Below are 25425 nucleotides of genomic sequence, written 5' to 3'. Positions count from 1 at the left end.
CGCTGTAAGAGCGGAACCATAACCGGCCCTGACCCAAAAAACGGATATGTACTCAGTTCAAAAAGCCCGATAAGCCCGCATGAACAAACCAACCACTTCCTGCACATGCTCCTCGGCCGCCTCAGCGCTCAGTTGCCCCCCACACCCATACAACAAACAAAAATTAGCCGTCCCCTTGAGCAAACAGAAAAAATGCTCCGCCGCGGTGAACGGCTTGGCAATACGCAATGCGCCACTCTGGTCGATCTTACCGAGCAGCCGCTCCATCCCCTGCAACATACGCATCGGCCCAGCCTCGAAAAAGATCTGCGACAACTTCGGATCCTGACTCCCGGAAGTCATCATCAACCGATGCAGGTTCACCGACTCCTCGCTATTGATCAGCACATGAAACCCGCGGGCGATATTGAGCAGCACCTTCTCCACCGGCACACCCTCGGGCAGCTCGAAATACATCACCGGTAACTGCTCTTCGCACTTGGCAACCACCGCTGCCGAGAACAGCGTCTCCTTGTCGGTGAAATGGCTGTACACCGTCAGCTTCGACACCCCGGCCTCCACTGCCACGGCATCCATGCTGGTACTGGCATATCCATTACTCAAAAATAGGATCTTCGCCGCATCAAGAATCGCCTGGCGTTTTGCCATGTCCTTGGGACGCCCGGGGCTATTGGTGTTCACAGGATTGTCGGACATTTTCACTTTATTACTGGACTGGTGAGTTTGGTATTAATAACATACTGGCCAGTATAATTATTCCTAGCACCATTAGCGAAAGGTCCTTCAGCATGCGCAGCTATTTCCTGCCACTCGCGTTGCCTGCCAGCTTGTTATTCCTGTTGGCTGCCTGTGGCCATGAAGAAGCGGCGCAAACCACCGTCCGCCCGGCCATGGTGGTTCAGCCAGAGCCTTCGGCGCAGGCTTCCGACAGCTACCCGGGCGAGGTGCGTGCACGCTATGAACCCGACCTGGCCTTTCGCATTGGCGGCAAAGTCAGCCGACGACTGGTGGAGGAGGGCGAGCGCGTCAAGGCCAACCAGCCCCTGGCCGAACTCGACCCTCAGGACGTACGCCTGCAACTGGAAGCCACCCGCGCCCAGGTCGCCGCTGCCGACGCCAACCTGAGCCTGGTACGCGCCGAGCGTGACCGCTACAAGACCCTGATGGACCGTCAGATGGTCAGCCGCTCCCAGTACGACAACTCCGAAAACCTCTACCGCTCCGGTGAAGCACGCCTCAAGCAGATCAAGGCCGAATTCGACGTGGCCAATAACCAGGCCGGTTACGCCGTGTTGCGCGCACCCCAGGATGGCGTGGTCGCCAAGCGTGCAGTGGAAGTCGGCCAGGTGGTGTCGGCCGGCCAGACCGTATTCACCCTGGCCACCGATGGCGAGCGGGAGGTGTTGATCAGCCTGCCGGAGCAAAGCTTCGGGCGTTTCAAGATTGGCCAGCCGGTGTCCGTGGAACTGTGGAGCCAGCCTGACCAGCGCTTCAACGGCCGCATCCGCGAACTGTCGCCGGCTGCCGATCCAAAGTCGCGAACCTTCGCCGCCCGCGTCGCGTTTACCGGCGGCAAAGTGCCTGCGGAACTGGGGCAGAGCGCTCGCGTCTTCATCCAGGCTGACGGGGTGATTCCCCTGGCGGTGCCGCTGTCTGCCCTGAGCGCGGAGAACGGCGCGTCCTACGTCTGGGTGGTGCAGCCCGACAATACCCTCAAGCGCACACCGGTGCGGATCGGCGCCTTTGGCGAGAAAACCGTGCCGGTACTGGAAGGCTTGAACCCCACTGATTGGGTGATCGCCGCCGGTGTGCATGTACTCCATGAGGGCCAGCAAGTGCGCCCGGTGGATCGCGCCAATCGAGTGGTAAGTCTGGCGGCCAAGGAGTAGTCCCCGATGGGTTTCAATCTTTCCGAATGGGCGTTGCGTAATCGCCAGATCGTACTGTTCCTGATGATCCTGCTGGCAGTGGTCGGCACCTTGTCCTACACCAAGCTGGGACAAAGCGAAGACCCGCCGTTTACCTTCAAGGCCATGGTGATCAAGACCAACTGGCCAGGCGCTACGGCCCAGGAAGTGTCGCGCCAGGTCACCGAGCGTATTGAAAAGAAATTGATGGAGACCGGCGACTACGAGCGCATCGTCTCCTTCTCGCGGCCCGGTGAATCCCAGGTCACCTTCATGGCCCGGGACTCGATGCACTCCGCAGAGATCCCGGACCTCTGGTACCAGGTGCGCAAGAAAATCAGCGATATTCGCCAGACCCTGCCACCGGATATCCAGGGCCCGTTTTTCAACGATGAATTCGGCACCACCTTCGGCAATATCTACGCCCTGACCGGCGATGGCTTTGACTACGCCGTGCTCAAGGACTACGCCGACCGCATCCAGATTCAGCTGCAACGGGTGCCGGATGTCGGCAAGGTCGAACTGCTGGGCTTGCAGGACGAGAAGATCTGGATCGAGCTGTCCAACCTCAAGCTCGCCACCCTCGGCCTGCCGCTGGCGGCCGTGCAGCAGGCGTTGCAGGAACAGAACGCGGTGTCCACCGCCGGCTTCTTTGAAACCCCGAGCGAGCGCGTGCAGTTAAGGGTGTCCGGCAACTTCAAGACCGTTAAGGAGATTCGCGACTTCCCGATCCGCGTCGGTGATCGTACGTTCCGTATCGGTGACGTGGCCGAGATTCATCGTGGCTTCAACGATCCACCGGCACCGCGCATGCGCTACATGGGCGCCGACGCCATCGGGCTGGCCGTGGCCATGCGTGATGGTGGCGACATCCTGGTGCTGGGCAAGGCCCTGGAAGGCGAATTCGCACGCCTGCAGAAGAACCTTCCTGCCGGTATGGAACTGCGCAAGGTGTCGGACCAGCCGGCAGCAGTAAAAACCAGTGTCGGCGAATTCGTCCAGGTGCTCGCCGAGGCCCTGGCGATTGTGTTGCTGGTGAGCTTTTTCTCTCTGGGCGTGCGCACCGGCATGGTGGTCGCCCTGGCGATTCCGCTGGTGTTGGCCATGACGTTTGCCACCATGTATTACCTCGGCATCGGCCTGCACAAAATCTCCCTCGGCGCGCTGGTGCTGGCGCTGGGCTTGCTGGTGGACGATGCGATCATCGCCGTGGAAATGATGGCGATCAAAATGGAGCAGGGGTACGACCGGCTCAAGGCCGCCAGTTTCGCCTGGACCAGCACAGCCTTCCCGATGCTCACCGGCACCCTGATCACGGCCGCGGGTTTCCTGCCGATTGCCACGGCGCAATCGAGCACCGGTGAATACACCCGCTCGATCTTCCAGGTGGTGACTATTGCGCTGCTGGCCTCGTGGGTCGCCGCAGTGATGTTCGTGCCGTACCTGGGGGAAAAACTCCTGCCGGACCTGGCGAAGATTCATGCGGCCAAGCATGGCCCCGACGGGCCGGATCCCTACGGCACACCCTTCTATCAGCGCGTAAGACGCCTGGTGGAGTGGTGTGTGCGTCGGCGCAAGACGGTGATCGTCCTGACCTTGCTGCTGTTTATCGGCTCGGTGGCGCTGTTCCGCTTTGTGCCCCAGCAGTTCTTCCCGGCTTCCGGGCGACTGGAACTGATGGTCGACCTGAAACTGGCTGAAGGCGCGTCCCTGAGCAATACGGCTGACCAGGTCAAACGCCTTGAAGCCTTGCTCAAGGAACATGCAGGTATTGAAAACTATGTGGCCTATGTCGGTACCGGTTCGCCACGTTTCTACCTGCCGCTGGACCAGCAACTGCCGGCCGCCAGCTTTGCCCAGTTTGTGGTGTTGGCCAAGACCATCGAGGAGCGCGAAAGCTTGCGCACCTGGCTGATCGAAACCCTCAACGAACAATTCCCGGACCTGCGTTCGCGGGTTACGCGGCTTGAAAACGGCCCGCCGGTTGGCTACCCCGTGCAGTTCCGGGTAACGGGCGAGCACATCGAAGAAGTCCGGGCCCTGGCGCGGAAAGTGGCGGCCAAGGTTCGCGAAAATACCCACGTGGTCAACGTGCACCTGGACTGGGAAGAACCGAGCAAAATCGTCTACCTCAACGTTGACCAGGACCGCGCCCGTGCCCTCGGCGTGAGCACCGCCAACCTGTCGAAATTCCTCCAGAGTTCCCTCACGGGCTCCAGCGTCAGCCAGTACCGCGAGGACAACGAGTTGATCGAAATCCTACTGCGCGGCACGGTGCATGAGCGCACCGAGCTGTCGCTGCTGCCAAGCCTGGCGGTGCCGACCGACAACGGCAAGAGCGTGGCGCTGTCGCAGATCGCGACCTTGGAATACGGCTTTGAGGAAGGCATCATCTGGCACCGTAATCGCCTGCCGACCGTGACCGTTCGCGCCGATATCTACGGCAAGGAACAACCGGCCACCCTGGTGCAGCAGATCCTGCCGACCCTCGAAGGCGTGCGCGCTGAACTGCCGGACGGCTACCTGCTGGAAGTTGGCGGCACGGTCGAGGATTCCGCCCGTGGGCAGAACTCGGTCAAGGCCGGTGTGCCGCTGTTTATCGTGGTGGTGCTGACCTTGCTGATGCTGCAATTGCGCAGCTTCTCCCGCACCGCGATGGTGTTTCTCACGGCGCCCTTGGGCCTGATCGGAGTGACACTGTTCCTGCTGGTGTTCCGCCAACCCTTTGGGTTCGTGGCGATGCTGGGGACCATCGCGCTGTCGGGGATGATCATGCGTAACTCGGTGATCCTGGTGGATCAGATCGAGCAGGACATCAAGGCCGGCCTGGCTCCCTGGCAGGCGATTATCGAGGCGACCGTGCGGCGCTTCCGGCCGATTGTGCTGACGGCGCTGGCGGCCGTACTGGCGATGATCCCGCTGTCCCGCAGCGTGTTCTTCGGGCCGATGGCCGTGGCGATCATGGGCGGCTTGATTGTTGCGACGGCATTGACCGTGTTGTTCCTTCCCGCGCTGTATGCGGCGTGGTTTCGGGTGCGCAAGGAGGCGGTGTAAGGCTGCGAGTGGCAGGGATGTCCTGTAAGGAAATGCCTCTGGTCATTCACACATAGACGCAAACTGCGACCCTGGGCGACGGAACGTTTGCCCATGGTGCTCCACTCAGAATTGTCTGATTGACAGACGTCGTTGTCGGGGCCGCAAGCCTGCGGTCCCGATGAACAACAATGAGTTCATGGAGTGTCATATGTTTATTTTGTCTGCCCTGGCAGCTTTCAAAGGTGCTTTCCTGGGGTCACTGCTGGGCAATCTGTTGCCTGGTTCCAATAAAGAAGCTGATACGGCGCGACCGCACAAGCCCGGCCATGGACGGCCCGGTTTCAACCACGGCCATCACTCCCGACCAACGGGGCCTGTCCTGCCTGCGCGGCCCAAGCCGTATCACCAGGCGCCGTTGCATGAGGCCCACCAACCCTACCAGAGGTCGTCGGCACTCTTTCCGATCCATCGATAGCCGCTGACTCGAGGCAGCCCGGGAACCACTCGGGCTGCCTTGCCACTCAGAGGGGGCTTTTGACCATAGATATCGAGGAGTGTGTATGATTTTTCCAGTACTGGTTTCACCACTGCACCTGTTGGGGGCTGTATTTGGAATAGGGCCGAATTTCGGTCGGTCCAATGGCAATGGCCAGCCCGAGATCAACATTAATATCAAAACCGAAAACAACACCACCAACAGCAGCAACAGCAATGCCGTGGGTAGTGATTTGCCTTGCAAGTGCCGCTATTAAAAAAAACGCCCTGAATAGTTCAGGGCGTTTTTAGTTGCCGGGTATGATCTACAGCGCGCCGAACACCTTCTTGGCCAAGCTGGTGGCAGCCGCCGCCGGGTTCTTGCGAATGGTTTCTTCCTGCTGGGCGATCATCTTGAACAGCCCGTCCAGCGCCTGTTCGGTCACGTAGCTTTCGACATTGGCGCTCTTGGCATCAATGGCGCCAAAGGTGGCGGCCTTGCCGGCGAGCGCGTTGTACTGCTGGGCCACGCCGACCTTGTCGGTAGCGGCCTTGACGATCGGCAGGAACTTGGCCCGGATCTCGTCACGGCTGCTTTTGTTCAGGTACTGGGTGGCCGAGTCCTGGCCGCCGGTGAGGATGCCCTTGGCATCGGTCACGCTCATGTTTTTCACCGCGTTTACCAGGATCGGCTGGGCCTGGGTGACAGCAGACTCGGCCGCCTTGTTCATGCTGGTTTCAAGTTGCGTGACCTGGTCACCCATGCCGAACATTTTCAACTTGTCAGCGACTTTGCCCAACTTGCCCGGCAGGCCGATCTTCACTTCGGGGTTGTTGCTGAAACCACCGGGCACACCCAGTTGTTTCACGGCAATCTGTGCGCCTTGGGTCAGTGCATCCTTGAGGCCGCCGGTGGCGTCGCCCTGGGACAGGCTGCCGAGGGACAAGGCCATGGCGTTGGCACCGAGCAGCAAGCCGGCGCACAGGGCAGTGAGGCGAAGGGAGTTACGGAGCATGGGCGCTTCCTTATGTTCGATATTTTAATCAGTGTGCAACCGCATCCACGCGCAGGCGCAGCGGTTGTGGGTCCTGGCCGTTCAACTGCACGGAGTGCCGTTCGGTGGTGATAAACAGTAGCTTGCCCTCCAGTTCGATGCGAGCGCTTACCGAGTAACTGTGGCCAGGCTTGACCTGGGTCGGGTCGTAGCTCAGGTGAAAGGGCAGCGGCACCTGGCCTTTCACCGGGCCTTTCTGCTCGGCCAGGGTCACGGCCGGGGCATCCATCAAGGACACATCCTGCAGGGTCACACTCAAGGTGGCGGCGGGCGGCAGGGCGATGCGTTGCAGGTAGAAGACTTCGCCATCGAGGCTGGCTTTGGGCGCGGGGCTCATGGTCTGGCAGGCTCCCAGCAGGGCGGTCAGGCCCAGGAGCATGATTTTTTTCATGGTGCAGCTCCTTGTCAACGGCGCCAGAAACACCCTGGCGCCTCGGTCACTCTAGTGTGTTTCTTCGGGTACCACAGGCTGGTCTGGCGCCTCTTCGCTGCGATGCAGTGCGACCTGGCGAATCGACAGGCGAATCTCCGCGGGCAATACGCGTTTGGCTGCACCTTCGGCCAGCTCACCCAGCAGCGGGTGATAGCTCAGTTTGCCGGCCTCGTCGCGACGCAGCACATCTTGCTCCAGCAGGGTCTGGATAAAATGTCGGAAAAGGCTCTTGTCGAAGAACTCCGGGGCATTCAGGCCGTGCAGGATCGACAGGCGCTGGGCCATGACCGTGCACAGGTCTTCCAGCTCTTCGGCGCTGATGCTGTTCTGGCCGCTGTTGAGCAGCAGCGAGATCGCCATGTAGAAGCGTTGCAGGGTCTGGGCGATGCTCTTGGACAGCAGGGTCAACAGCACAAACTGCCGTGAGCTCGGCGCCGGGCGCAGGTACACGTCGTTTTCAAAACGCAGCAGGCCTTGTTCGACGAAGGCTTCGAGCCACTGGTCGACCACCGCGTCCAGCTCGTCCAGGGACCAGCGGATAAACAGCTCCGATTGCAGGTACGGGTAGAGCGCACGGGTATAGCGCAGGATCTGTTCGCGGCTCATCCGCGAGCTGCTCTGGAAGAAACTCGCCAGCAGCGCCGGCAGGGCAAAAATGTGCAGCACATTGTTGCGGTAGTAGGTCATCAGGACGGCGTTCTGCTCGTCCAGGTAGAGGATCTTGCCCAGTGCATCGCTCTGTTCCGACAGCAGGTGCATGTCCTTGACGTGCTTGATCAGCGCCAGGCCGTCGCCTTCCGGCAGGGTGGTGTGGGGCGAGTAGGGCACCTTGCGCAGCAGTGCCAGGTACAGATCCAGCTGGCGCGCCATCGCCTGTTCGTCCAGGGCCAGGCGGGTGGTGGACAGCAGCGCGAGGGCCACCAGGTTCACCGGATTGATCGCCGCCGCTTCGTTCAAGTGTTGCGCCACCCGTTCGCCGAGGCGGTTGGTGGTTTCGTTGAGCCACGCCGGCTTGTAGTTCGGGCCCAGCTCCTGGGAGCGCCAGTCGGGCTGCTCGCTGTCGAGGAATTCAGCCAGCTTGATCGGTTCGCCGAAGTTCACGGCGACCTGGCCAAAGCGCTGCTTGAGGGCGCCGACCACTTTGAAAATATCGAAAATCGACTCTTTCTTCTTGCTCGCACCGCGCAGTTCGCCCAGGTAAGTGCGGCCTTCCAGCACCCGCTCATAGCCGATGTACACCGGCACGAACACGATGGGCATGCGCGAGGAACGCAGGAAGCTGCGCAGGGTGATCGCCAGCATCCCGGTCTTCGGTTGCAGCATGCGCCCGGTGCGCGAGCGTCCGCCTTCGACGAAGTATTCCACCGGGAAACCCTTGGTGAACAAGGTGTGCAGGTATTCGTTGAACACCGAGGTGTACAGCGGGTTGCCCTTGAAGGTGCGGCGCATGAAAAACGCCCCGCCACGGCGCAACAGGCTGCCGATCACCGGCATGTTCAGGTTGATCCCGGCGGCGATGTGCGGCGGGGTCAAGCCATTCTTGAACAGGAGGTAGGAGAGCAGCAGGTAGTCGATATGGCTGCGATGGCACGGTACATAGATCACCTCGTAGCCCTGGGCGACCTTTTGCACACCTTCGATGTTGTTGACCTTGATGCCGTCGTAGATCTTGTTCCAGAACCAGCTCAGCACCACTTCGAGGAAACGGATGGCGGTGTAGGTGTAGTCCGAGGCGATCTCGTTGCCATAGCGCAGGGCCTGGGCCTTGGCTTTCTCGGGGGTGATTTTCTCGCGTTCGGCCTCGTCGAGGATCGCCTGGCGTACCAGTGGCATGTTCACCAGGCCCTTCACCAGGTTGCGCCGGTGGGACAGGTCGGGGCCGATCACTGCGGTTTTCAGGTTGCGAAAGTGCACCCGCAGGATGCGCTGGGCCATGCGCACGGTGCGTTCGTGGCCTTTATTGTGCTCGATCAACTCACGCAGGTTGATGGGCGCGGAGAATTGCACCCGGGTCTTGCGGCCCAGGATCAGGATGCTCAGCAGCCGGCGCAGGCGGCCGGTGACGGCCCAGCTGTCGGCGAACAGCAGTTTCCAGGGGCTGGACTCGCTGTCGGGCGACTGGCCCCAGAACACGCTGACTGGAATGATCTGTGCATTCTCTTCGGCGTGTTCGGTGAGCACATCCACCAGGCGGGTCAGGGTGGGTGGGGCGCCACGCTTGTCCTGGCGCCCCAGCCAGTCGGGGTCGGGCGTCAGGTAGAAGAAGGCTGCCGGCTCCATCAGCGGGCCGACCGACACCGGCAGCACCGGGCGCGGCAGGCCGGCCTTGGTACATTCGGTATCAACCACCGCCAATTCGGTGAGGGATGGAGATTGCAGGACGTAAAACACCGGACGACTGCGGTCGAGGTTCAAGGTAAGGGACGACTGGTTGATCGTCTCTGAGCGAACCCAGAGGTACAACAGCCGGCGCAAGGTGCCAAATACCAGACGGCGAAAGGGAGAACGGGTCATACGGCTTCTGCTTTGAGTGGGGAAAAAAACCGGGCAGGTGCTCGGGGCGCTAGTGTGCAGTATTAGCCGAAAATCGGCAAAAAAGCGGCGAAGTAATCTTGAGTTGAAGCTTTTTGAGCCTGTCTTATACTCGGCAGTTCAACTGCGACGACTCAACAATAAACGTACTTATAAAAAGCATGTGGGAGCAAAACAGATGGCAACGCGCGAAACCGGCAATGTGAAGTGGTTCAACGACGCCAAGGGCTATGGCTTTATCCAGCGGGAAGATGGCAAGGATGTGTTTGTGCACTACCGCGCCATTCGCGGTGAAGGGCATCGTTCATTGGCCGAAGGCCAGCAGGTGGAATACGCCGTGGTGACGGGCGAGAAGGGCTTGCAGGCTGAGGATGTGGTGGGCCTGTAAACAATTGCAGCGACACCGGATAACCCATGTGGGAGCGGGCTTGCTCGCGAAAGCGGAGTGACAGTTGATACTCAGGTGACTGACACACTGCATTCGCGAGCAAGCCCGCTCCCACATTCTTGATTGGATTTACAGCGTTAGATCAGGTTGTTTTCCAGGTGATCTGCTCTTCACCGTCTGCGCTGATACGAATCCAGGTATCCGCGCTTTCTTCACCTTCTTCCTCTACCCAGCTGCCCGGCGCGCAACGCACTTCGACGTTCAGCGCGGCAAAGGCTGCGCGGGCGCAGGCGATGTCGTCTTCCCACGGGGTCTGGTCGCTTTCCAGGTACAGGCTGTTCCATTTGCCTACGGCTTTCGGCAGCCAGGTGACCGGTACGCTGCCGGCTTTGCACTTGTAGGTCTGGCCGCGCTGGACCCAGTCGGTGCACGGGCCCAGGGCGGCGCCCAACCAGGCGGCGATGGCCTTGTGGTCGACGTCGGCGTCCTTGAGGTAAATCTCGATATCAGGTTGGCGCATGGATGTTCCTCGTTGCGGGATTTTGAAAATCCATTCGCGGATTCGGTGTGGGCCCCGAGGCCCACAAAAATAATGGGTTATTGAAGCACGAAATAGTCGTAGCGCATCGACACAGTGACCAGCAGCGGTTCGGCGGCTTCGATCACCCGGGCCCGGCGTTCGGCACTCGCGCGCCAGCCGTGGGGCGTCATCGCCAGCAGGTTGGCGCGATCCTTGGGATCGGCCAGGCTGAGCTTGAACTCCAGGGTTTCGCTGTGTTGCAGGCTCATGCCCTGCGGCACCAGCGCCAGGTGCTTGTCGTCGGTGTACTCGCGCACTTCGTCGTACAAACGCTCACGCAGTTCCATCAGGTGGCCGCTGGTGGGGCCGACTTTCATCAAGCCACCGCCCGGGCTGAGCAGGCGCTTGGCCTCCAGCCAGTCCAGCGGGCTGAACACGCTGGCCAGGAACTGGCAACTGGCATCGGCCAACGGCACCCGGGCCATGCTGGCGATCAACCAGGTCACCGTGGGGTTGCGCTTGCAGGCGCGCTTGACCGCTTCCCTGGAGATATCCAGGGCATAGCCGTCAGCGCGCAGCAGGGTGTCGGCGATTTGCGCGGTGTAGTAACCCTCGCCACAGCCGATATCCAGCCAGCGCTGGGGTTTGCGTTCAGCGGCCAGTTCGGCCAGGCGCCTGGCCACCGGGGCGTAATGCCCGGCGTTGAGGAAGTCGCGGCGCGCTTCCACCATCGCCAGGTTGTCGCCTGGGTCACGGCTGTTCTTGTGCTGCACCGGCAACAGGTTCAGGTAACCCTGGCGCGCCCGGTCGAAACGGTGCCCGGCCGGGCAGGCTACACCGTTGTCCACTTCCTGTAGCGGTGCGCTGCAAATGGGGCAAGCGAGCATCAGGCGAGCAACTTGATCAGGGTCTGGTAGTAGATTTCGGTCAGCACATCGAGGTCGCTGGCGAGGATGCGCTCGTTGACCTGATGGATCGTCGCGTTGACCGGGCCCAGTTCCACCACCTGAGTGCCGAGGGTCGCGATGAAGCGCCCATCGGAGGTGCCGCCGCTGGTGGACGCCTGGGTCTCGCGACCGGTGACGGCCTTGATGCTGGCGGAGACCGCATCGAGCAACGCGCCCGGTTCGGTGAGGAACGGCAGGCCCGACAGCGCCCACTCCACATGCCAGTCCAGGCCATGCTTGTCGAGAATCGCCGCGACCCGCTGCTGCAGGCCTTCGACGGTGGACTCGGTGGAGAAGCGGAAGTTGAACACCGCCGTCAGGTCGCCCGGGATCACGTTGGTGGCGCCGGTGCCGGAGTTGAGGTTGGAAATCTGGAAGCTGGTAGGCGGGAAGAAGGTGTTGCCATCGTCCCAGTGCTCGGCGGCCAGTTCGGCCAGGGCCGGAGCCGCCAGGTGGATCGGGTTCTTCGCCAGGTGCGGGTAGGCCACATGGCCTTGCACGCCGCGCACGGTCAGGGTGGCGCCGAGGGAGCCGCGACGGCCGTTCTTGACCACGTCGCCCACCAGGGTGGTGCTCGACGGTTCGCCGACGATGCACCAGTCCAGGCGCTCCTTGCGGGCTGCCAGGCGTTCGATCACGGCCTTGGTGCCGTGGTGCGCCGGGCCTTCTTCGTCACTGGTGATCAGGAATGCGACCGAACCCTTGTGGTCCGGGTAGTCGGTCACAAATCGCTCGGAAGCGACCAGCATCGCCGCCAGGCTGCCTTTCATGTCGGCTGCGCCACGGCCGCAGAGCATGCCGTTTTCATCGATCAGCGCGTCGAACGGGTCGTTCTGCCAGGCCTTGACCGGGCCGGTCGGCACCACGTCGGTGTGGCCGGCGAAGCACAATACCGGGCCTTCGTGTTTGCCGTGGGTGGCCCAGAAGTTATCCACATCCTCGATGCGCATCGGCTCAAGCGCAAAACCGGCGTCGCCCAGGCGCTGCATCATCAGCTTCTGGCAATCGGCGTCGACCGGCGTCACCGACGGGCGGCGGATCAGGTCGATAGCGAGTTGGAGGGTCGGCGAAAGGTCGGCGTGGGCCGTCATGTAAAAACTCCAGAAGCATGTCAGGGCGCAAGGCTTATGTGGGAGGGGGGCTTGTGTGGGAGCGGGCTTGCTCGCGAATACGGAGTGTCAGTCAACAATGTATGAACTGACCCGGCGCATTCGCGAGCAAGCCCGCTCCCACACAAAGCAATGGCCTGGGCCAAGTCTCACAAAATGGCCGTTATCTTATAGCAAAACGGCGGCCAGAGGCCGCCGTTTAGTGCATTGCGCAGGATTTTAAGCAGCGGCCACAGGCTCTTGCTTCGGTGCCGGTTTCGGCAGCGACGACAGGAACGCCATGATCAGCGCCGCCACATACGGCAGCGACTGCACCAGCAACATCACCACCCAGAAGCGCATGTCATTGCTCGGCAGGCCCTGCACCAGGTAAATCCCCAGTGCCGCACCCCACAACAGCAGCATGATGAACATCTCTTCCCGGGCTTCGGAGATCGCCACCCAGAAACCGTGGTTATCGGCGTTCTTCGGTGTACGGAAGAACGGAATGCTGGTGGTGAAGAACCCGTACAGCACCGCCTTGGCGATGGTGTGCGACAACGCCAGCCCGGCCAGTGCCGCGCAGAACGCATCTTTCAGGTTCACACCCACCGCACGACGGTAGAGGAAGATGATCTTGCCGACCTTGAACACGAACAACGCCAGTGGCGGGATCGCGAAAATCAGCAGCGGCGGGTCAACCCGCGTCGGCACGATAATCATCGCCGCCGACCACAACAAGGCGCCCACGGTGAAGAAGATGTTCATGCCGTCGGCCACCCACGGCAACCACCCCGCGAGGAAGTGGTAGCGCTGGCCACGGGTCAGCTCGGTGTCCTTGCCGCGCAAGAGGCTCGCAGTGTGGCGCTTGATGATCTGGATCGCGCCGTAGGCCCAGCGGAAACGCTGTTTCTTGAAGTCGATAAAGGTATCGGGCATCAGGCCCTTGCCGTAGCTGTCGTGGTAGTACGCCGCCGACAGGCCCTTCTCGAAGACCCGCAGGCCCAGCTCGGCATCCTCACAGATGCACCAGTCGGCCCAGCCCAGCTCTTCCAGCACCGAGCGGCGGGTCATGGTCATGGTGCCGTGCTGGATGATCGCGTCACGGTCGTTGCGGGTGACCATGCCGATATGGAAGAAGCCTTTGTATTCCGCGTAGCAGAGCTTCTTGAAGGTGCTTTCGTTCTGGTCGCGATAATCCTGTGGCGACTGCACCACGGCGATTTTCGGGTCGGCGAAGTGCGGCACCATGTGCTTGAGCCAGTTTGGCGACACGCAGTAATCGGAGTCGATCACCGCGATCACTTCGGCATCCTTGGCGGTGTGCGGGATCAGGTAGTTCAGTGCGCCGCCCTTGAAACCGGCCAGGGGCGAGACGTGGAAGAACTTGAAGCGCGGGCCGAGGGTTTCGCAGTAGTCGCGCACCGGCTCCCACACGGCCGGGTCCTTGGTGTTGTTGTCGATGATCAGGACTTCGTAGTCCGGATAATCGAGGGCGGCCAGGGCGTCGAGGGTCTGTTTGACCATCTCCGGCGGCTCGTTGTAGCACGGCACGTGGATCGAGACTTTCGGGCGGTAGTCCGAATCCCCTTCAACCGGCAGGAATTCACGCCGGCGTTTGTGGGTCCAGACTGCTTCGGCCAGCTCATGGGCTTCGGTCAGCAACACGATAAATACGCCCAGGGCGCCGAGTGCCAGCAGGAAGCCCACCGTCAAGCTGAACCAGGTGCTGTATTGCTGGCTGTAGTCATAACCGATCCACACCAATACCGACCCGCACAGGAACGCGATAAAGGTCAGGAACGTACGGCCGCGCTGGCGCAGGGCCGAGCCGTCGATCATCAGCAGGGTCAGGGACAGCAGCGCAAGCACCACCGAGCCGATCGCCAGCACTCGCCATTGCGGAATCGCGACCACCGGGCCATCAAAGTTGAATTTCTGCTGGCGTGCGGCGTTGAACACGCCCCAATAGGCGCCTACAGAGCCTTCGTCGCTGGCTTTCCATGGCTGGTCAAACGCTTCGATCACGAAGTAGTTGTAGCCCTGGCGGTTCAGCGTGTTAACCAGCGTGCGCAGGTAAATCGCCTGGTCGGCGGGGGAGGCGTCAGCACCGCCACGCATCCGGCCGTTGCTCGGCCAGCCAACCTCCGACAGCAACAGCGGCTTTTTCGGGAAGGTCTTCTTCAGGTCCCGTGCGCGATCGAGGACGAACTGGCCGGCCTTGTCCACCGGGATATGTTCCCAGTACGGCAGGATGTGCGCGGCGATCAGGTCGACGTGCTTGGCCAGTTGCGGGTTGTGTTCCCAGATGTGCCATTGCTCGGAGGTGGTTACGGGCACCTTGACGGCGGCCCGTACCCGATCCAGCAGCACGATCAGCGCTTCCGGAGTGATTTCCTCGCGGAACAGCGCCTCGTTGCCCACCACTACCCGCACTACACTGCGGGAGCTGTTGGCGATTTCGATGGCGCGCTGGATCTCGCGCTCGTTGCGCTCAAGGTCCGGACTGATCCAGATCCCCAGGGTCACCCGCAGGCCGAATTCTTCCGCCAGCTTGGGGATATCCCCCAGGGTGCCGTCGACCGAGTAGGTACGGATGTTGTCCGTCAGCTTGCTCATGATCGCAAGGTCCTGACGCATTTGATCGTCGGTCGGATACTGGTCTTTCTGTGGGTACTGGCCTTGCTGGAACGGCGAGTACGAAAAACCGGAGATCTGCTCGGGCCAGTTAGGGGCATTGACCGGGCGGTTGATCAGCGCCCAGAAGCCGGTGAACAGCGCGGCAATTGCCAGCACCACCACCAGGTTGAGTCCAAATTTACGCGATGACATGGCTATTTCGGGTTCCAAAGGGTGTGGAACGAAAAGAGGTGTCGGCCTGCGCCGAACGGCGCGCATCCTACACTGGCCTTTCACCGACCGTACAGCAAGCCGGGAAAAACCGGACATTGGGCAGTGCAACTCGTCGTAAGTTCTCTTACTTGTAGCTTGTAGTTTAAAACTTGTCGCTGTGTAGCCCTATAATGCGCGCCGGTTTTTGGGGTAATGGTCATGAGTACAGAAGATCCACGGTTTGCCGGCGTCGCCCGCTTGTATGGCATTGAAGGCCTGGAGCGCCTGAAGGCGGCCCATGTGGCCATCGTCGGCGTGGGCGGGGTGGGTTCGTGGGCGGCGGAAGCCATCGCCCGCTGCGGCGTGGGCGAGATTTCGCTGTTTGACCTCGATGATGTATGCGTCAGCAACAGCAACCGTCAGTTGCATGCGCTGGACAGCACGGTGGGCAAGGCCAAGGTCGAGGTCATGGCCGAGCGCCTGAAAGGCATCAACCCGGATTGCACCGTGCACGCGGTGGCGGACTTCGTGACCCGCGAGACGATGGCCGAGTACATCACGCCGAACATCGACTGTGTGATCGACTGCATCGACAGTGTGAACGCCAAGGCCGCACTGATTGCCTGGTGCAAGCGGCGCAAGATCCAGATCATCACCACCGGCGGCGCGGGCGGACAGATTGATCCGACGTTGATTCAGGTGTGTGACTTGAACCGTACGTTCAATGACCCGCTGGCGTCGAAGGTGCGCTCCACGTTGCGTCGCGATTATGGCTTCTCCCGCACTGTGACCCGCCATTACAGCGTGCCCTGCGTGTTCTCCACCGAACAGCTGCGTTACCCGAAGCCGGACGGCAGCATCTGTTTGCAGAAGAGTTTTGTCGGGGATGGCGTGAAGCTGGACTGCGCCGGCGGGTTTGGCGCGGTGATGATGGTGACTGCGACCTTCGGCATGGTGGCCGCGACCAAGGCGGTGGACAAGATAGTGGCCGGGGTGCGCCGGCCTGCTGACAGAGTTCAGGCAACACCGATCTCTGCACCCTGAAAAGATCAAAATGTGGGAGCGGGCTTGCTCGCGAAGGCGGAGTGTCAGTCACCAGACAGGTCGACTGATACACCGCTTTCGCGAGCAAGCCCGCTCCCACATTTAGTTTTGTATAAGGCTCAACTCCCGCATGCGCTGCAGCACCGCATTCAACCCATTGCTGCGCGACGGCGATAACTGCCGCGACAGGCCCAGTTGCTCAAACCAGCCGGGCAAGTCGACGGCTTGCAGTTCGGCGGCAGACACACCGTTGACCCGCGCCAGCAACAACGCCACCAGCCCGCGTATCAGCCGTGCATCGCTGCTGGCGGCAAACTGCCAATGCCCATCCTGCAAGCGCCCCACCAGCCACACCAGGCTTTCACAGCCCTGCACCAGGTTGACGTCTACCTTGTCTTCGTCCGGCAAGGCGGGCAGCCGCTCGCCCCATTGCATCAGCAGGCGGGCTCGTTGCTCCCAACTGCCGACCGCCTGGAACGCTTCCAGCGCGACAACGGCCTCAGTCGGCAAGCTCATCGCAACATATCCAGGGCTTGATCCAGCGCTTCAAAAAAGCGCTCCAGGTCATCGGAGTCATTGTACAGCGCCAATGACACCCGAATCGCCCCCGACAATCCCATCTGCTTGAGCAGCGGCATCGCACAATGATGGCCAGCGCGCACCGCAATCCCTTGTTCGGTCAGCAAGTGGGCGAGGTCGGCGTTGTGCACGCCTTCCACCACGAAGCTGGCCAGGGCGACGTGCGGCGACCCCAGCAAGCGCACGCCATTGCGCGCTTGCAAGCCACGCAACAGGTAGTCGTGCAGGGCGGCTTCGTGAGCCGTCACCGCCTGCTGGTCCAGGGAACTCAGGTAATCCAGGGTTGCCCCCAGGCCGATCACGCTGGCGATCGGCGGAGTCCCGGCTTCGAAGCCGAGGGGCGCCGGGCGGAAACTGGCGCTTTGATAATCAGCCTGCTGCACCATCTCGCCCCCAAACTGCCAGTGGCGCAGGTGATGCAGGGCTTCGGTGCGGCCATACAGCACGCCGACGCCGTCCGGCCCATAGAGTTTATGGCTGGAAAACACGTAGAAGTCGCAGCCCAGGGCCTGCATATCATGGCGACCATGCACGATGCCCTGGGCGCCATCGACCACCGTCAGGGCGTCGTGGGCCTTGGCCAGTGCCAGCAATTGCGGCAACGGCTGCCAGGCGCCAAGTACGTTGGACAGTTGGCTCACCGCCAGCAGGCGGGTGCGCGGGCCGATCAGTTGGGCGGCGGCTTGCAGGTCGATCAAGCCGCCAGCGTCAAGCGGCAGTACCACCAGCGCCAGCTCGCGACGCTTGGCCAGTTGCTGCCACGGCAGCAGGTTGGCGTGGTGCTCCAGGGCGCTGATGACAATCTCGTCGCCCGGGTTGAATAGGTGCTCAAGGCCATAAGCCAGGAGGTTCAGCGCCGATGTCGCGCCGTGGGTGAAGATGATTTGCCCCTCGTCACCGACGTTCAGCCACTGTGCCACCTTGCTGCGACTGTCCTCGAAAGCCTGGGTCGCATGGGCGCCCGGCAAATGCTGGGCACGGTGCACATTGGCTGCGCCATTGGCGTAGTAATGGCTGATGGCGTCCAGCAGGGCTTGAGGTTTTTGCGTGGTGGCGGCGTTGTCCAGATAGGTCTGGTCTTGCCGTTGCAGGGTGGCGATGGCCGGAAAATCGGCGCGCCAGGGAGAGGGCACAAGCATGGTGATCAAGACTCGTATAAACGGCCCGCACCGGTCAGGCGCGGGCCGTTAGTGGCATCGAGTCGCTGCTTAGTTGTGAGCGTGCAGCGCTGCGTTCAGTTCGATGGCCGATTTGTGGGTTTTGCACTCCACGGCACCGGTCTCGGAGTTGCGGCGGAACAGCAGGTCCGGTTGGCCGGCCAGCTCGCGGGCCTTGACCACCTTGACCAGCTGGTTCTGCTCGTCCAGCAGCGCAACCTTGGTGCCGGCGGTCACGTACAGGCCCGACTCCACGGTGTTGCGGTCGCCCAACGGGATACCGATACCGGCGTTGGCGCCGATCAGGCAGCCTTCGCCGACCTTGATCACGATGTTGCCGCCACCCGACAGGGTGCCCATGGTGGAGCAACCGCCGCCCAGGTCCGAACCCTTGCCGACGAACACGCCAGCCGACACGCGGCCTTCGATCATGCCCGGGCCTTCGGTACCGGCGTTGAAGTTGACGAAACCTTCGTGCATCACGGTGGTGCCTTCGCCTACGTAGGCGCCCAGGCGGATGCGCGCGGCATCAGCGATACGCACGCCGCTCGGCACCACGTAGTCGGTCATCTTCGGGAACTTGTCCACCGAGAACACTTCCAGCAGGTCGCCACGCAGGCGCGCTTCCAGTTGACGCTCGGCCAGCTCATTGATGTCGATTGCGCCCTGGCTGGTCCAGGCCACGTTCGGCAACTGCGGGAACACACCGGCCAGGCTCAGGCCGTGAGGCTTGACCAGGCGATGGGACAGCAGGTGCAGCTTGAGGTAGGCCTCAGGCGTGGAGGTCAGTGCGGCGTCTTCGGCCAGCAGGGTGGCGACCAGCGGCGTGTGGCTTTCAGCCAGGCGGCTCAACAGGGCGGCTTGGGCAGCGTCGACGCCCTTGAGCGCGTCAGCCAGTTGCAGGGCCTGGGTGACGGTGAAAGTGATCGCCTGGTTGCCTTCGGTGTAACCGAGGATCGGCGCGATGGCCGCGATGATTTCAGCCGATGGATTGAGCAGCGGTTGTGCGTAAAACACTTCCAGCCAAGCACCTTGGCGGTTCTGAGTGCCGACGCCGAAGCCCAGGCTGAACAGGGAATTGGACATGCTGTTACCTCTACAAAAATGGAGTGGGCTGGCCTACTTGAGGGCCGCCGAATAGCTATCTGGCTTGAAGCCAATCAGGGTTTTGTCACCGAGATCAAGCACCGGGCGCTTGATCATCGAGGGTTGCGCGAGCATCAATTCAATGGCTTTCGCTTGGTCGAGATCGGCTTTGCGTTCGTCTTCGAGTTTGCGAAAGGTGGTGCCCGCACGGTTCAAAACCACCTGCCAACCGTGCTCATTGCACCATTGGGTCAAGTGTTCGCGGTCGATACCGGCCGTCTTGTAGTCATGAAACTCATACTGGATAGCGTGCTCATCGAGCCAGGTGCGCGCCTTTTTCATGGTGTCGCAGGCTTTGATGCCGAAAAGGTGCAACGTTTTGCTTGAAGCGGTCAAGGAATTGCCCCCCTTTGGGCTCACGCAGATTAAAGGTCACGGATTATGCCATGGCCAGCGGCTTTCGGCGCCGCTCGTCACACTTACGTTTTGCTCGTGTGCGACTTTTGTGCAAAGGCCATCGCGCAGCATAGGCGGCTAATATGGCACTTCAACGGCGAGTTGTTGCCTGATGTGTGTTGTTGCAAGTTGATTGTCTGGGAATCCCGCGTTATGCAAACCGCCTACACCGTACTTATCCTGCTGATGCTGGTCAGCGTTTCGCGCCTTGTCGGGCGTATCATCCCACTGCCGTTGCCACTGGTGCAGATCGCCGCCGGTGCGTTGCTGGCCTGGCCGACCCTGGGGCTGCATGTCGCCCTGGACCCTGAGTTGTTTCTTTTCCTGTTTCTGCCGCCGCTGCTGTTCTCTGATGGCTGGCGCATGCCCAAGCGTGAATTGTGGCGCCTGCGCGGGCCGATCCTGACGCTGGCGGTGGGGTTGGTGCTGTTTACGGTGGTGGGGGCCGGTTATTTCATTCACTGGTTGTTGCCGAGTATTCCCCTGCCGGTGGCCTTCGCCCTTGCGGCCGTGTTGTCGCCGACGGATGCCGTGGCGGTGTCAGCCATTTCCCAGAACCGCTTGCCGACGCCACTGATGCACATGCTCCAGGGCGAGGCGTTGATGAATGATGCCTCGGGCCTGGTGACCTTCAAGTTCGCCCTGGCGGCGGCGCTGACCGGCGTGTTCTCGCTGGCGGATGCGAGCCTCACCTTTGTGCTGGTGGCCGTGGGTGGCCTGGCGGTCGGTGTGGCGTTGAGCTGGCTGGTCGGCCGCCTGCGTGCCTGGATGATCGCCCGGGGCTGGGACGACCCGGCGACGCACGTGGTGTTCATGTTGTTGCTGCCATTCGCCGCCTACGTGCTGGCCGAGCGCCTTGGCGCCTCGGGCATCCTGTCGGCGGTGGCTGCGGGCATGATGCAAAGCTGGCTCGACCTGCTGCCGCGCCAGACCAGCACCCGGTTGCTCAATCGCAGTGTGTGGTCGCTGCTGGAATTTGCGTTCAACGGCTTGATCTTCCTGCTGCTGGGCCTGCAATTGCCGGACATCATCAAGGCGGTGGTCAGCCATGAGCCGACGCTGTGGCCGACCTTGTTGTATCGCTGCCTGGACGTGATCGCGATTTTCCTGGTGCTGGTGGTGTTGCGGTTTATCTGGGTGCAAAGCATCTGGCGCCTGTCGGGTTTATTGCGCCGGATTCGTGGGAAAAGTGAGCTGACGCTGGTGCCCACCGCGCGGTCCTGCTGGTTGCTGACCGTCGGTGGCGTACGCGGTGCCGTGACCCTGGCGGGTGTGATGTCGGTACCGTTACTGCTTGCGCCGGGGCAGGATTTTCCCGAGCGCGACCTGCTGATCTTCATCGCCGCCGGTGTGATCCTGCTGTCGTTGGTCGCGGCCTGCATCGCTTTGCCGCTGCTGTTACGCGGCATCGAGAAGAGCCCGGATGAGAAGCGCCACAATGAAGTGCGCGAGGCCTGGAAGAAGACCGCCGTGGCTGCTATCCATGCCCTGGAAGCCGAAGAACCCGCTGAAGCTGCACCCCAGGATGCCGCCCAGGCAGCCTTGGCCACCGAGCTCAAGGCGCGGTTGATGTCGGAGTATCGTCATCAACTGGAAGTGTTCAACGATTCGGCCGAAGCCCAGGCGCTGGCGTTGCAGATGGATCAACTGGAGCGCAAGTTGCGGCTCAAGGCCCTGCGGGCGCAGCGTCTGGAACTGTATAGCCTGAGCCGTCACCATCAGATTGGTGATGATGTGCTACGGGAGGTGTTGGCGGATCTGGATATGAGCGAGGCGAATCTGGGTCATATCAAATAACACTGCGGTGCTTACTTGTGGCGAGGGAGCTTGCTCCCGCTGGGCTGCGTAGCGGCCCCAAAAAAGCGGGAGCGCTGCGCACTCCAGCGGGAGCAAGCTCCCTCGCCACAGCAAGCTCCCTCGCCACATTCAGCGCAGTTATTTATTGCGGGTAATAAAGTCGCGAATCCGCGTCGCCGCTTCCACGCACTCCGCCAGCGGCGCGACCAGCGCCAGGCGCACACGCCCGGCGCCCGGGTTGACCCCGTCCACTTCCCGCGACAGGTACGAGCCCGGTACCACGGTCACGTGTTCTTCCACGAACAAGTCCCGGCAGAACGCCGCATCGTCGCCCTTCACATTCGGCCACAGGTAGAAGCCGCCGTCCGGGTTTTGCACGTCCAGCACCGGCTTCAGGATCGCCAGCACCGCATCGAACTTCTCCCGGTACAGGTCACGGTTGGCCTGCACGTGGGCTTCGTCCTGCCAGGCAGCAATGCTCGCCAGTTGGGTTTGCACCGGCATCGCGCAACCGTGGTAGGTGCGGTACAGCAGGAAGCCCTTGAGGATATCGGCGTCGCCGGCCACAAAGCCCGAACGCAGGCCCGGCAGGTTGGAGCGCTTGGACAGGCTGTGGAACACCACGCAACGCTTGAAGTCCTGGCGGCCCAGTTCCACGCAGGCGCTGAGCAGGCCTGGCGGCGGGGTTTGTTCGTCGAAGTACAGCTCGCTGTAGCACTCGTCGGCGGCGATCACGAAGTCGTATTCGTCGGCCAGGGCGATCAGCTTTTTCAGGGTGGCGACGGGAATCAGTGCACCGGTGGGGTTGCCTGGCGAGCACAGGAACAGGATCTGGCAGCGTTTCCAGATGTCCGGCGATACCGCGTCGAAATCCGGGTTGAAGCCGTTTTCATCCAGGCACGGCAGGTAATGCGGCTTGGCCCCGGCGAGGAACGCAGCCCCTTCGTAGATCTGGTAGAACGGGTTCGGGCTGACCACCAGCGCGTCGTCGCCGCGGTTGACCACGGTCTGGGTGAAGGCGAACAGCGCTTCACGGGTGCCGTTCACCGGCAGGATGTTGCGCGCCGGGTCAAGCCAGCCCTTGGGCACGCTGAAACGGCGTTCACACCAGGCGCCAATGGCTTCGCGCAGGGCGGGAATGCCCAGGGTGGTGGGGTACACCGCCATCTGGTCCAGGTTGTTGGCCAGCGCCTCGGCAACAAACTGCGGGGATTTGTGCTTCGGCTCACCGATGGACAGGGCGATGGGGCGTTTGTCCGGGTTCGGCGTGACGCTGCCCAGCAGGACGCGCAATTTCTCGAACGGGTAGGGCTGCAGCTGGTTCAGGGCGTTGTTCATCGATAAATCTCGTTCAATTCATTGGAAGCTGAAAATGGGCGGTCGGTCAGATGCTCAAGCGTGACATCTCGACGCCGGTCTCCTGATTGACGCTCAACTGCTGGACGATGGCTTCCTGCAAGCGTCGGCACAGTTCAGGGTCGGAAAGCGGCTGGTTGTCGGCATCGGTAATGAAGAACACGTCTTCCACCCGCTCGCCCAGGGTCGCAATCTTGGCGTTCTGCAACGACAGGTCGAACTCCAGGAATATCGTGCCGATCCGTGCCAGCAGGCCCGGGCGGTCCGGCGCGCTGAGTTCCAGCACCGTCACCGGGCGCTGGGCGTCGTTGTGGATGGTCACCTCGGGGGCAAAAGCAAAGTGCTTGAGCTGGCGCGGCACCCGACGCTGGATGATGGTCGGGTAGTCGTCAGGATTGCGCAGCGCGTCGGTCAGGCCTTTGCGGATCTTTTTCACCCGCTCCGGGTTGTCGCCGATGGACTCGCCTTCTGTGTCGAGCACGATGTAGGTGTCGAGGGTGAACTGGCTGCTGGAGGTGATGACCCGGGCGTCGTGAATGTTCAGGTTGAGCTGGTCCATCGCCGCCACGGTCACGGCGAAGAAGTCGTGCTGGTCGGGCGCGTAGATGAAGATCTGGGTGCCACCCTCGAACTCGCGCTGGGTGGTTTCCTTGATCAGCACCAGCGGGCCGCCATCGGCCGGCTGCTGCAGGATCGCGTCGCTGTGCCAGGCCACGTCGCCGGCGGTGTGGCGCAGGAAGTAGTCGTCTCCCAGTTGCGACCAGAGTTGCTCGACGTCGTCCGGGTCATTGCCGCCACGCACCAGAATATCCAGGGCCGCGCTTTGGGTGCGGCGGATCTGTTCTTCGCGGTCCACCGGGTTCTCGAGGCCGCGACGCAGCGCGCGCTTGGTCTCGGTGTAGAGCTGGCGCAACAGGCTGGCGCGCCAGGAGTTCCACAGCGTCGGGTTGGTGGCGTTGATGTCGGACACGGTGAGCACGTACAGGTAGTCGAGGCGGGTTTCATCGCCGACGGCCTGGGCAAAATCGTGGATCACCTGCGGGTCGGACAAGTCCTTGCGCTGGGCGGTGGTGGACATCACCAGGTGGTTCTGCACCAGCCACACGATCAGGCGGCTGTCCCACAGCGGCAACTGGTGACGCTGGCAGAACGCTTCGGCGTCCACTGCGCCAATTTCCGAGTGATCACCATGCCGGCCCTTGCCGATGTCGTGGTACAGGCCGGCGAGGTAGATCAATTCCGGCTTGGGCAGACGCGCCATGAGCTTGCTGGCCAGCGGGAATTTCTCTGACACCTGGGTGTACTGCAACTTACGCAGGTGCTTGATCAGGTTCAGGGTGTGGGCGTCCACCGTGTAGATGTGGAACAGGTCGTGCTGCATCTGCCCGACGATAAAACCGAACTCCGGCAGGTAGCGCCCCAGGATCCCGTAGCGGTTCATGCGCCGCAGGTTGCGGTGGATGCCGATCTTGCACTTGAACAGCTCGATAAACAGGCTGGTATTGCGGATGTCGTGGCGGAAATCGTCGTCGATCAGGTGACGGTTTTCCCGCAGCAGGCGAATGGTGTCGGCGCGTACGCCCTTGATTTCCGGCTGCTGGGCCATCAACACGAAGATTTCCAGCATGGCGAACGGCGTGCGTTTGAACACGTTGTCGTTGCGTGCCTCGATATAGCCATCGTGGAGCTGGAAGCGCGCGTTGATCGGCTGCGGCGGTGCTTCGTCTTCCGGGGCCAGGATCACTTCTTCGAAGTGCTGGATGATCAGGTCGCTGAGCTGGGCAATGCTCATCACCACGCGGTAGTACTGCTGCATGAAACTTTCGATGCTGGTCTTCGCGTCTTCGCCTTCAAACCCCAACAGGGTGGCGATGGAGCGCTGGTGGTCGAACAGCAGGCGGTCTTCGGAGCGCCCGGCCAGCATGTGCAGCGCGTAGCGCACTTTCCAGAGGAATTCCTGGGAGGAGGCCAGCAGGGCGTTTTCGCTCTCCACCAGGAAGCCTTCCCCGGCCAGGGCGCGCAGGTTCAGGGTGCCGTACTGGCGACGGGCGACCCACAAAATCGTCTGGATATCCCGCAGCCCGCCCGGGGAGCCTTTGACGTTGGGTTCCAGGTTGTATTCGGTGTCGTTGTACTTGTGGTGCCGGGCTTTCTGCTCGGCACGCTTGGCCAGGAAGAAGTCCTTGCTTGGCCACATGTGCGCGGTGCTTGTGACTTCCAGCATGCGCTGGCGCAGGCGCTCGGGGCCGGCGATGGTGCGGCTTTCCATCAGGTTGGTGATCACCGTCAGGTCGGCGCGGGCTTCCTGGGCGCACTCGTCCACCGAGCGCACGCTTTGGCCGACTTCCAGGCCAATGTCCCACAACAGCGTCAGAAAACGCTCGATGGAGTCGCGAAAGATCTCGTGATCGGCGCTGTCCAGCAAGATCAGCAGGTCGATGTCGGAGTAGGGGTGCAGTTCGCCACGACCGTAGCCGCCGACCGCCACCAGGGCGATATCGGCGTCTTCACTCCAGCTGAACTGTTCCCAGGCCTTTTGCAGGATGTTGTCGACGAACCAGGCGCGGTCCTCGATCAGCCGGCGGATATCGCGGCCGGTACGAAAGCGCCCGTCGAGCACCTCGCGGGCCTGACGAATGGCCTTCTTGAAGGCTGCGATGGGGCTGGCCTTCAGTGCCAGTTCCGCCTGGAACTGGCCACGGTCGAAGAGTTCGGGATCCACCTGGGGCATCGATCGG

General features: G+C 61.8%; 20 protein-coding genes. 6 read left to right on the top strand and 14 right to left on the bottom strand.

The features are described 5' to 3' along the window. Nucleotides 1-57 precede the first annotated feature (57 nt). Nucleotides 58-696 (bottom strand): TetR/AcrR family transcriptional regulator, encoded by a 639-nt coding sequence (locus tag HX807_RS10970; RefSeq protein WP_008430503.1) that lies wholly within the window; start codon nt 694-696, stop codon nt 58-60. Nucleotides 697-788: 92 nt separating this feature from the next. On the opposite strand from HX807_RS10970, the gene HX807_RS10965 reads away from it, so the two are divergent. The 3 genes from HX807_RS10965 to HX807_RS10955 all read left to right on the top strand — a co-directional run bounded on the left by HX807_RS10965 (nt 789) and on the right by HX807_RS10955 (nt 5695). Beyond that, nucleotides 789-1889, top strand: coding sequence for an efflux RND transporter periplasmic adaptor subunit (locus HX807_RS10965; RefSeq protein ID WP_003219359.1), 1101 nt, complete (start codon nt 789-791; stop codon nt 1887-1889). Between the two features lie 6 nt (nt 1890-1895). Then, nucleotides 1896-4961 (top strand): efflux RND transporter permease subunit, encoded by a 3066-nt coding sequence (locus HX807_RS10960; RefSeq protein ID WP_177049949.1) that lies wholly within the window; start codon nt 1896-1898, stop codon nt 4959-4961. 542 nt (nt 4962-5503) lie between these two features. Then, nucleotides 5504-5695: a hypothetical protein gene (locus tag HX807_RS10955; protein ID WP_008430499.1), complete on the top strand. Its 192-nt coding sequence runs from the start codon at nt 5504-5506 to the stop codon at nt 5693-5695. 48 nt (nt 5696-5743) lie between these two features. On the opposite strand, the gene HX807_RS10950 is transcribed toward HX807_RS10955, so the two are convergent. The 3 genes from HX807_RS10950 to plsB are packed head-to-tail and all read right to left on the bottom strand — an operon-like array spanning nt 5744 to nt 9419. Beyond that, nucleotides 5744-6433 carry a DUF4197 domain-containing protein gene (locus HX807_RS10950; protein ID WP_003219356.1) on the bottom strand — a complete coding sequence of 230 codons (690 nt, stop codon included), beginning with the start codon at nt 6431-6433 and terminating at the stop codon, nt 5744-5746. Nucleotides 6434-6461: 28 nt separating this feature from the next. Further along, complete coding sequence (locus HX807_RS10945) at nt 6462-6863, bottom strand: YbaY family lipoprotein (protein WP_177049948.1); 402 nt, start codon at nt 6861-6863, stop codon at nt 6462-6464. Nucleotides 6864-6914: 51 nt separating this feature from the next. Then, on the bottom strand, nt 6915-9419 hold the full coding sequence (gene plsB / locus HX807_RS10940) for a glycerol-3-phosphate 1-O-acyltransferase PlsB (RefSeq protein ID WP_102368222.1): 2505 nt from the start codon (nt 9417-9419) through the stop codon (nt 6915-6917). Nucleotides 9420-9615: 196 nt separating this feature from the next. Here plsB and HX807_RS10935 point away from each other — a divergent pair, with 196 nt between their 5' ends. Then, nucleotides 9616-9825, top strand: coding sequence for a cold-shock protein (locus tag HX807_RS10935; RefSeq protein WP_003219353.1), 210 nt, complete (start codon nt 9616-9618; stop codon nt 9823-9825). Nucleotides 9826-9967: 142 nt separating this feature from the next. Here HX807_RS10935 and HX807_RS10930 read toward each other — a convergent pair whose 3' ends face one another. The 4 genes from HX807_RS10930 to HX807_RS10915 all read right to left on the bottom strand — a co-directional run bounded on the left by HX807_RS10930 (nt 9968) and on the right by HX807_RS10915 (nt 15212). After that, nucleotides 9968-10345, bottom strand: a complete 378-nt coding sequence (locus HX807_RS10930; RefSeq protein WP_008430491.1) for a hypothetical protein — start codon at nt 10343-10345, stop codon at nt 9968-9970. Nucleotides 10346-10422: 77 nt separating this feature from the next. Further along, the gene (locus tag HX807_RS10925; RefSeq protein WP_177049946.1) at nt 10423-11232 is read right to left on the bottom strand and encodes a putative RNA methyltransferase; all 810 of its coding nucleotides are present in this window, start codon (nt 11230-11232) and stop codon (nt 10423-10425) included. Further along, complete coding sequence (gene dapE, locus HX807_RS10920; RefSeq protein ID WP_008430488.1) at nt 11232-12383, bottom strand: succinyl-diaminopimelate desuccinylase; 1152 nt, start codon at nt 12381-12383, stop codon at nt 11232-11234. Before dapE ends, HX807_RS10925 begins: the two co-directional genes overlap by 1 nt. A gap of 237 nt (nt 12384-12620) precedes the next feature. Then, nucleotides 12621-15212: a glycosyltransferase gene (locus tag HX807_RS10915; protein WP_003219347.1), complete on the bottom strand. Its 2592-nt coding sequence runs from the start codon at nt 15210-15212 to the stop codon at nt 12621-12623. Between the two features lie 219 nt (nt 15213-15431). On the opposite strand from HX807_RS10915, the gene tcdA reads away from it, so the two are divergent. Further along, nucleotides 15432-16256, top strand: coding sequence for a tRNA cyclic N6-threonylcarbamoyladenosine(37) synthase TcdA (gene tcdA, locus HX807_RS10910; protein WP_167665521.1), 825 nt, complete (start codon nt 15432-15434; stop codon nt 16254-16256). 102 nt (nt 16257-16358) lie between these two features. On the opposite strand, the gene HX807_RS10905 is transcribed toward tcdA, so the two are convergent. The 4 genes from HX807_RS10905 to HX807_RS10890 form a co-directional block, all read right to left on the bottom strand. Beyond that, nucleotides 16359-16772 carry a SufE family protein gene (locus tag HX807_RS10905; RefSeq protein ID WP_003219344.1) on the bottom strand — a complete coding sequence of 138 codons (414 nt, stop codon included), beginning with the start codon at nt 16770-16772 and terminating at the stop codon, nt 16359-16361. Beyond that, nucleotides 16769-17974, bottom strand: a complete 1206-nt coding sequence (locus HX807_RS10900) for an aminotransferase class V-fold PLP-dependent enzyme (RefSeq protein WP_008432246.1) — start codon at nt 17972-17974, stop codon at nt 16769-16771. The genes HX807_RS10905 and HX807_RS10900 overlap by 4 nt, the downstream gene beginning before the upstream one ends. 69 nt (nt 17975-18043) lie before the next feature. Next, complete coding sequence (dapD, locus tag HX807_RS10895; protein WP_003219342.1) at nt 18044-19078, bottom strand: 2,3,4,5-tetrahydropyridine-2,6-dicarboxylate N-succinyltransferase; 1035 nt, start codon at nt 19076-19078, stop codon at nt 18044-18046. Nucleotides 19079-19111: 33 nt separating this feature from the next. Next, nucleotides 19112-19474 carry an ArsC family reductase gene (locus HX807_RS10890; RefSeq protein WP_003219341.1) on the bottom strand — a complete coding sequence of 121 codons (363 nt, stop codon included), beginning with the start codon at nt 19472-19474 and terminating at the stop codon, nt 19112-19114. A gap of 213 nt (nt 19475-19687) precedes the next feature. On the opposite strand from HX807_RS10890, the gene HX807_RS10885 reads away from it, so the two are divergent. Continuing rightward, nucleotides 19688-21331 carry a Na+/H+ antiporter gene (locus tag HX807_RS10885; RefSeq protein ID WP_177022982.1) on the top strand — a complete coding sequence of 548 codons (1644 nt, stop codon included), beginning with the start codon at nt 19688-19690 and terminating at the stop codon, nt 21329-21331. Nucleotides 21332-21469: 138 nt separating this feature from the next. Here the strand turns inward: HX807_RS10885 and dapC are convergent, their stop codons facing one another. Both dapC and HX807_RS10875 read right to left on the bottom strand, forming a co-directional pair. After that, nucleotides 21470-22669 (bottom strand): succinyldiaminopimelate transaminase, encoded by a 1200-nt coding sequence (gene dapC / locus HX807_RS10880; RefSeq protein WP_008432243.1) that lies wholly within the window; start codon nt 22667-22669, stop codon nt 21470-21472. Nucleotides 22670-22715: 46 nt separating this feature from the next. Continuing rightward, nucleotides 22716-25418, bottom strand: coding sequence for a [protein-PII] uridylyltransferase (locus HX807_RS10875; RefSeq protein ID WP_003219334.1), 2703 nt, complete (start codon nt 25416-25418; stop codon nt 22716-22718). Nucleotides 25419-25425 lie beyond the last annotated feature (7 nt).

It is taken from the genome of Pseudomonas sp. D8002, from assembly GCF_013385695.1.
Lineage (GTDB): Bacteria > Pseudomonadota > Gammaproteobacteria > Pseudomonadales > Pseudomonadaceae > Aquipseudomonas.
Note: the sequence above shows the minus strand (reverse complement) of the source record. Positions and strands in the feature narration are given on the sequence as shown.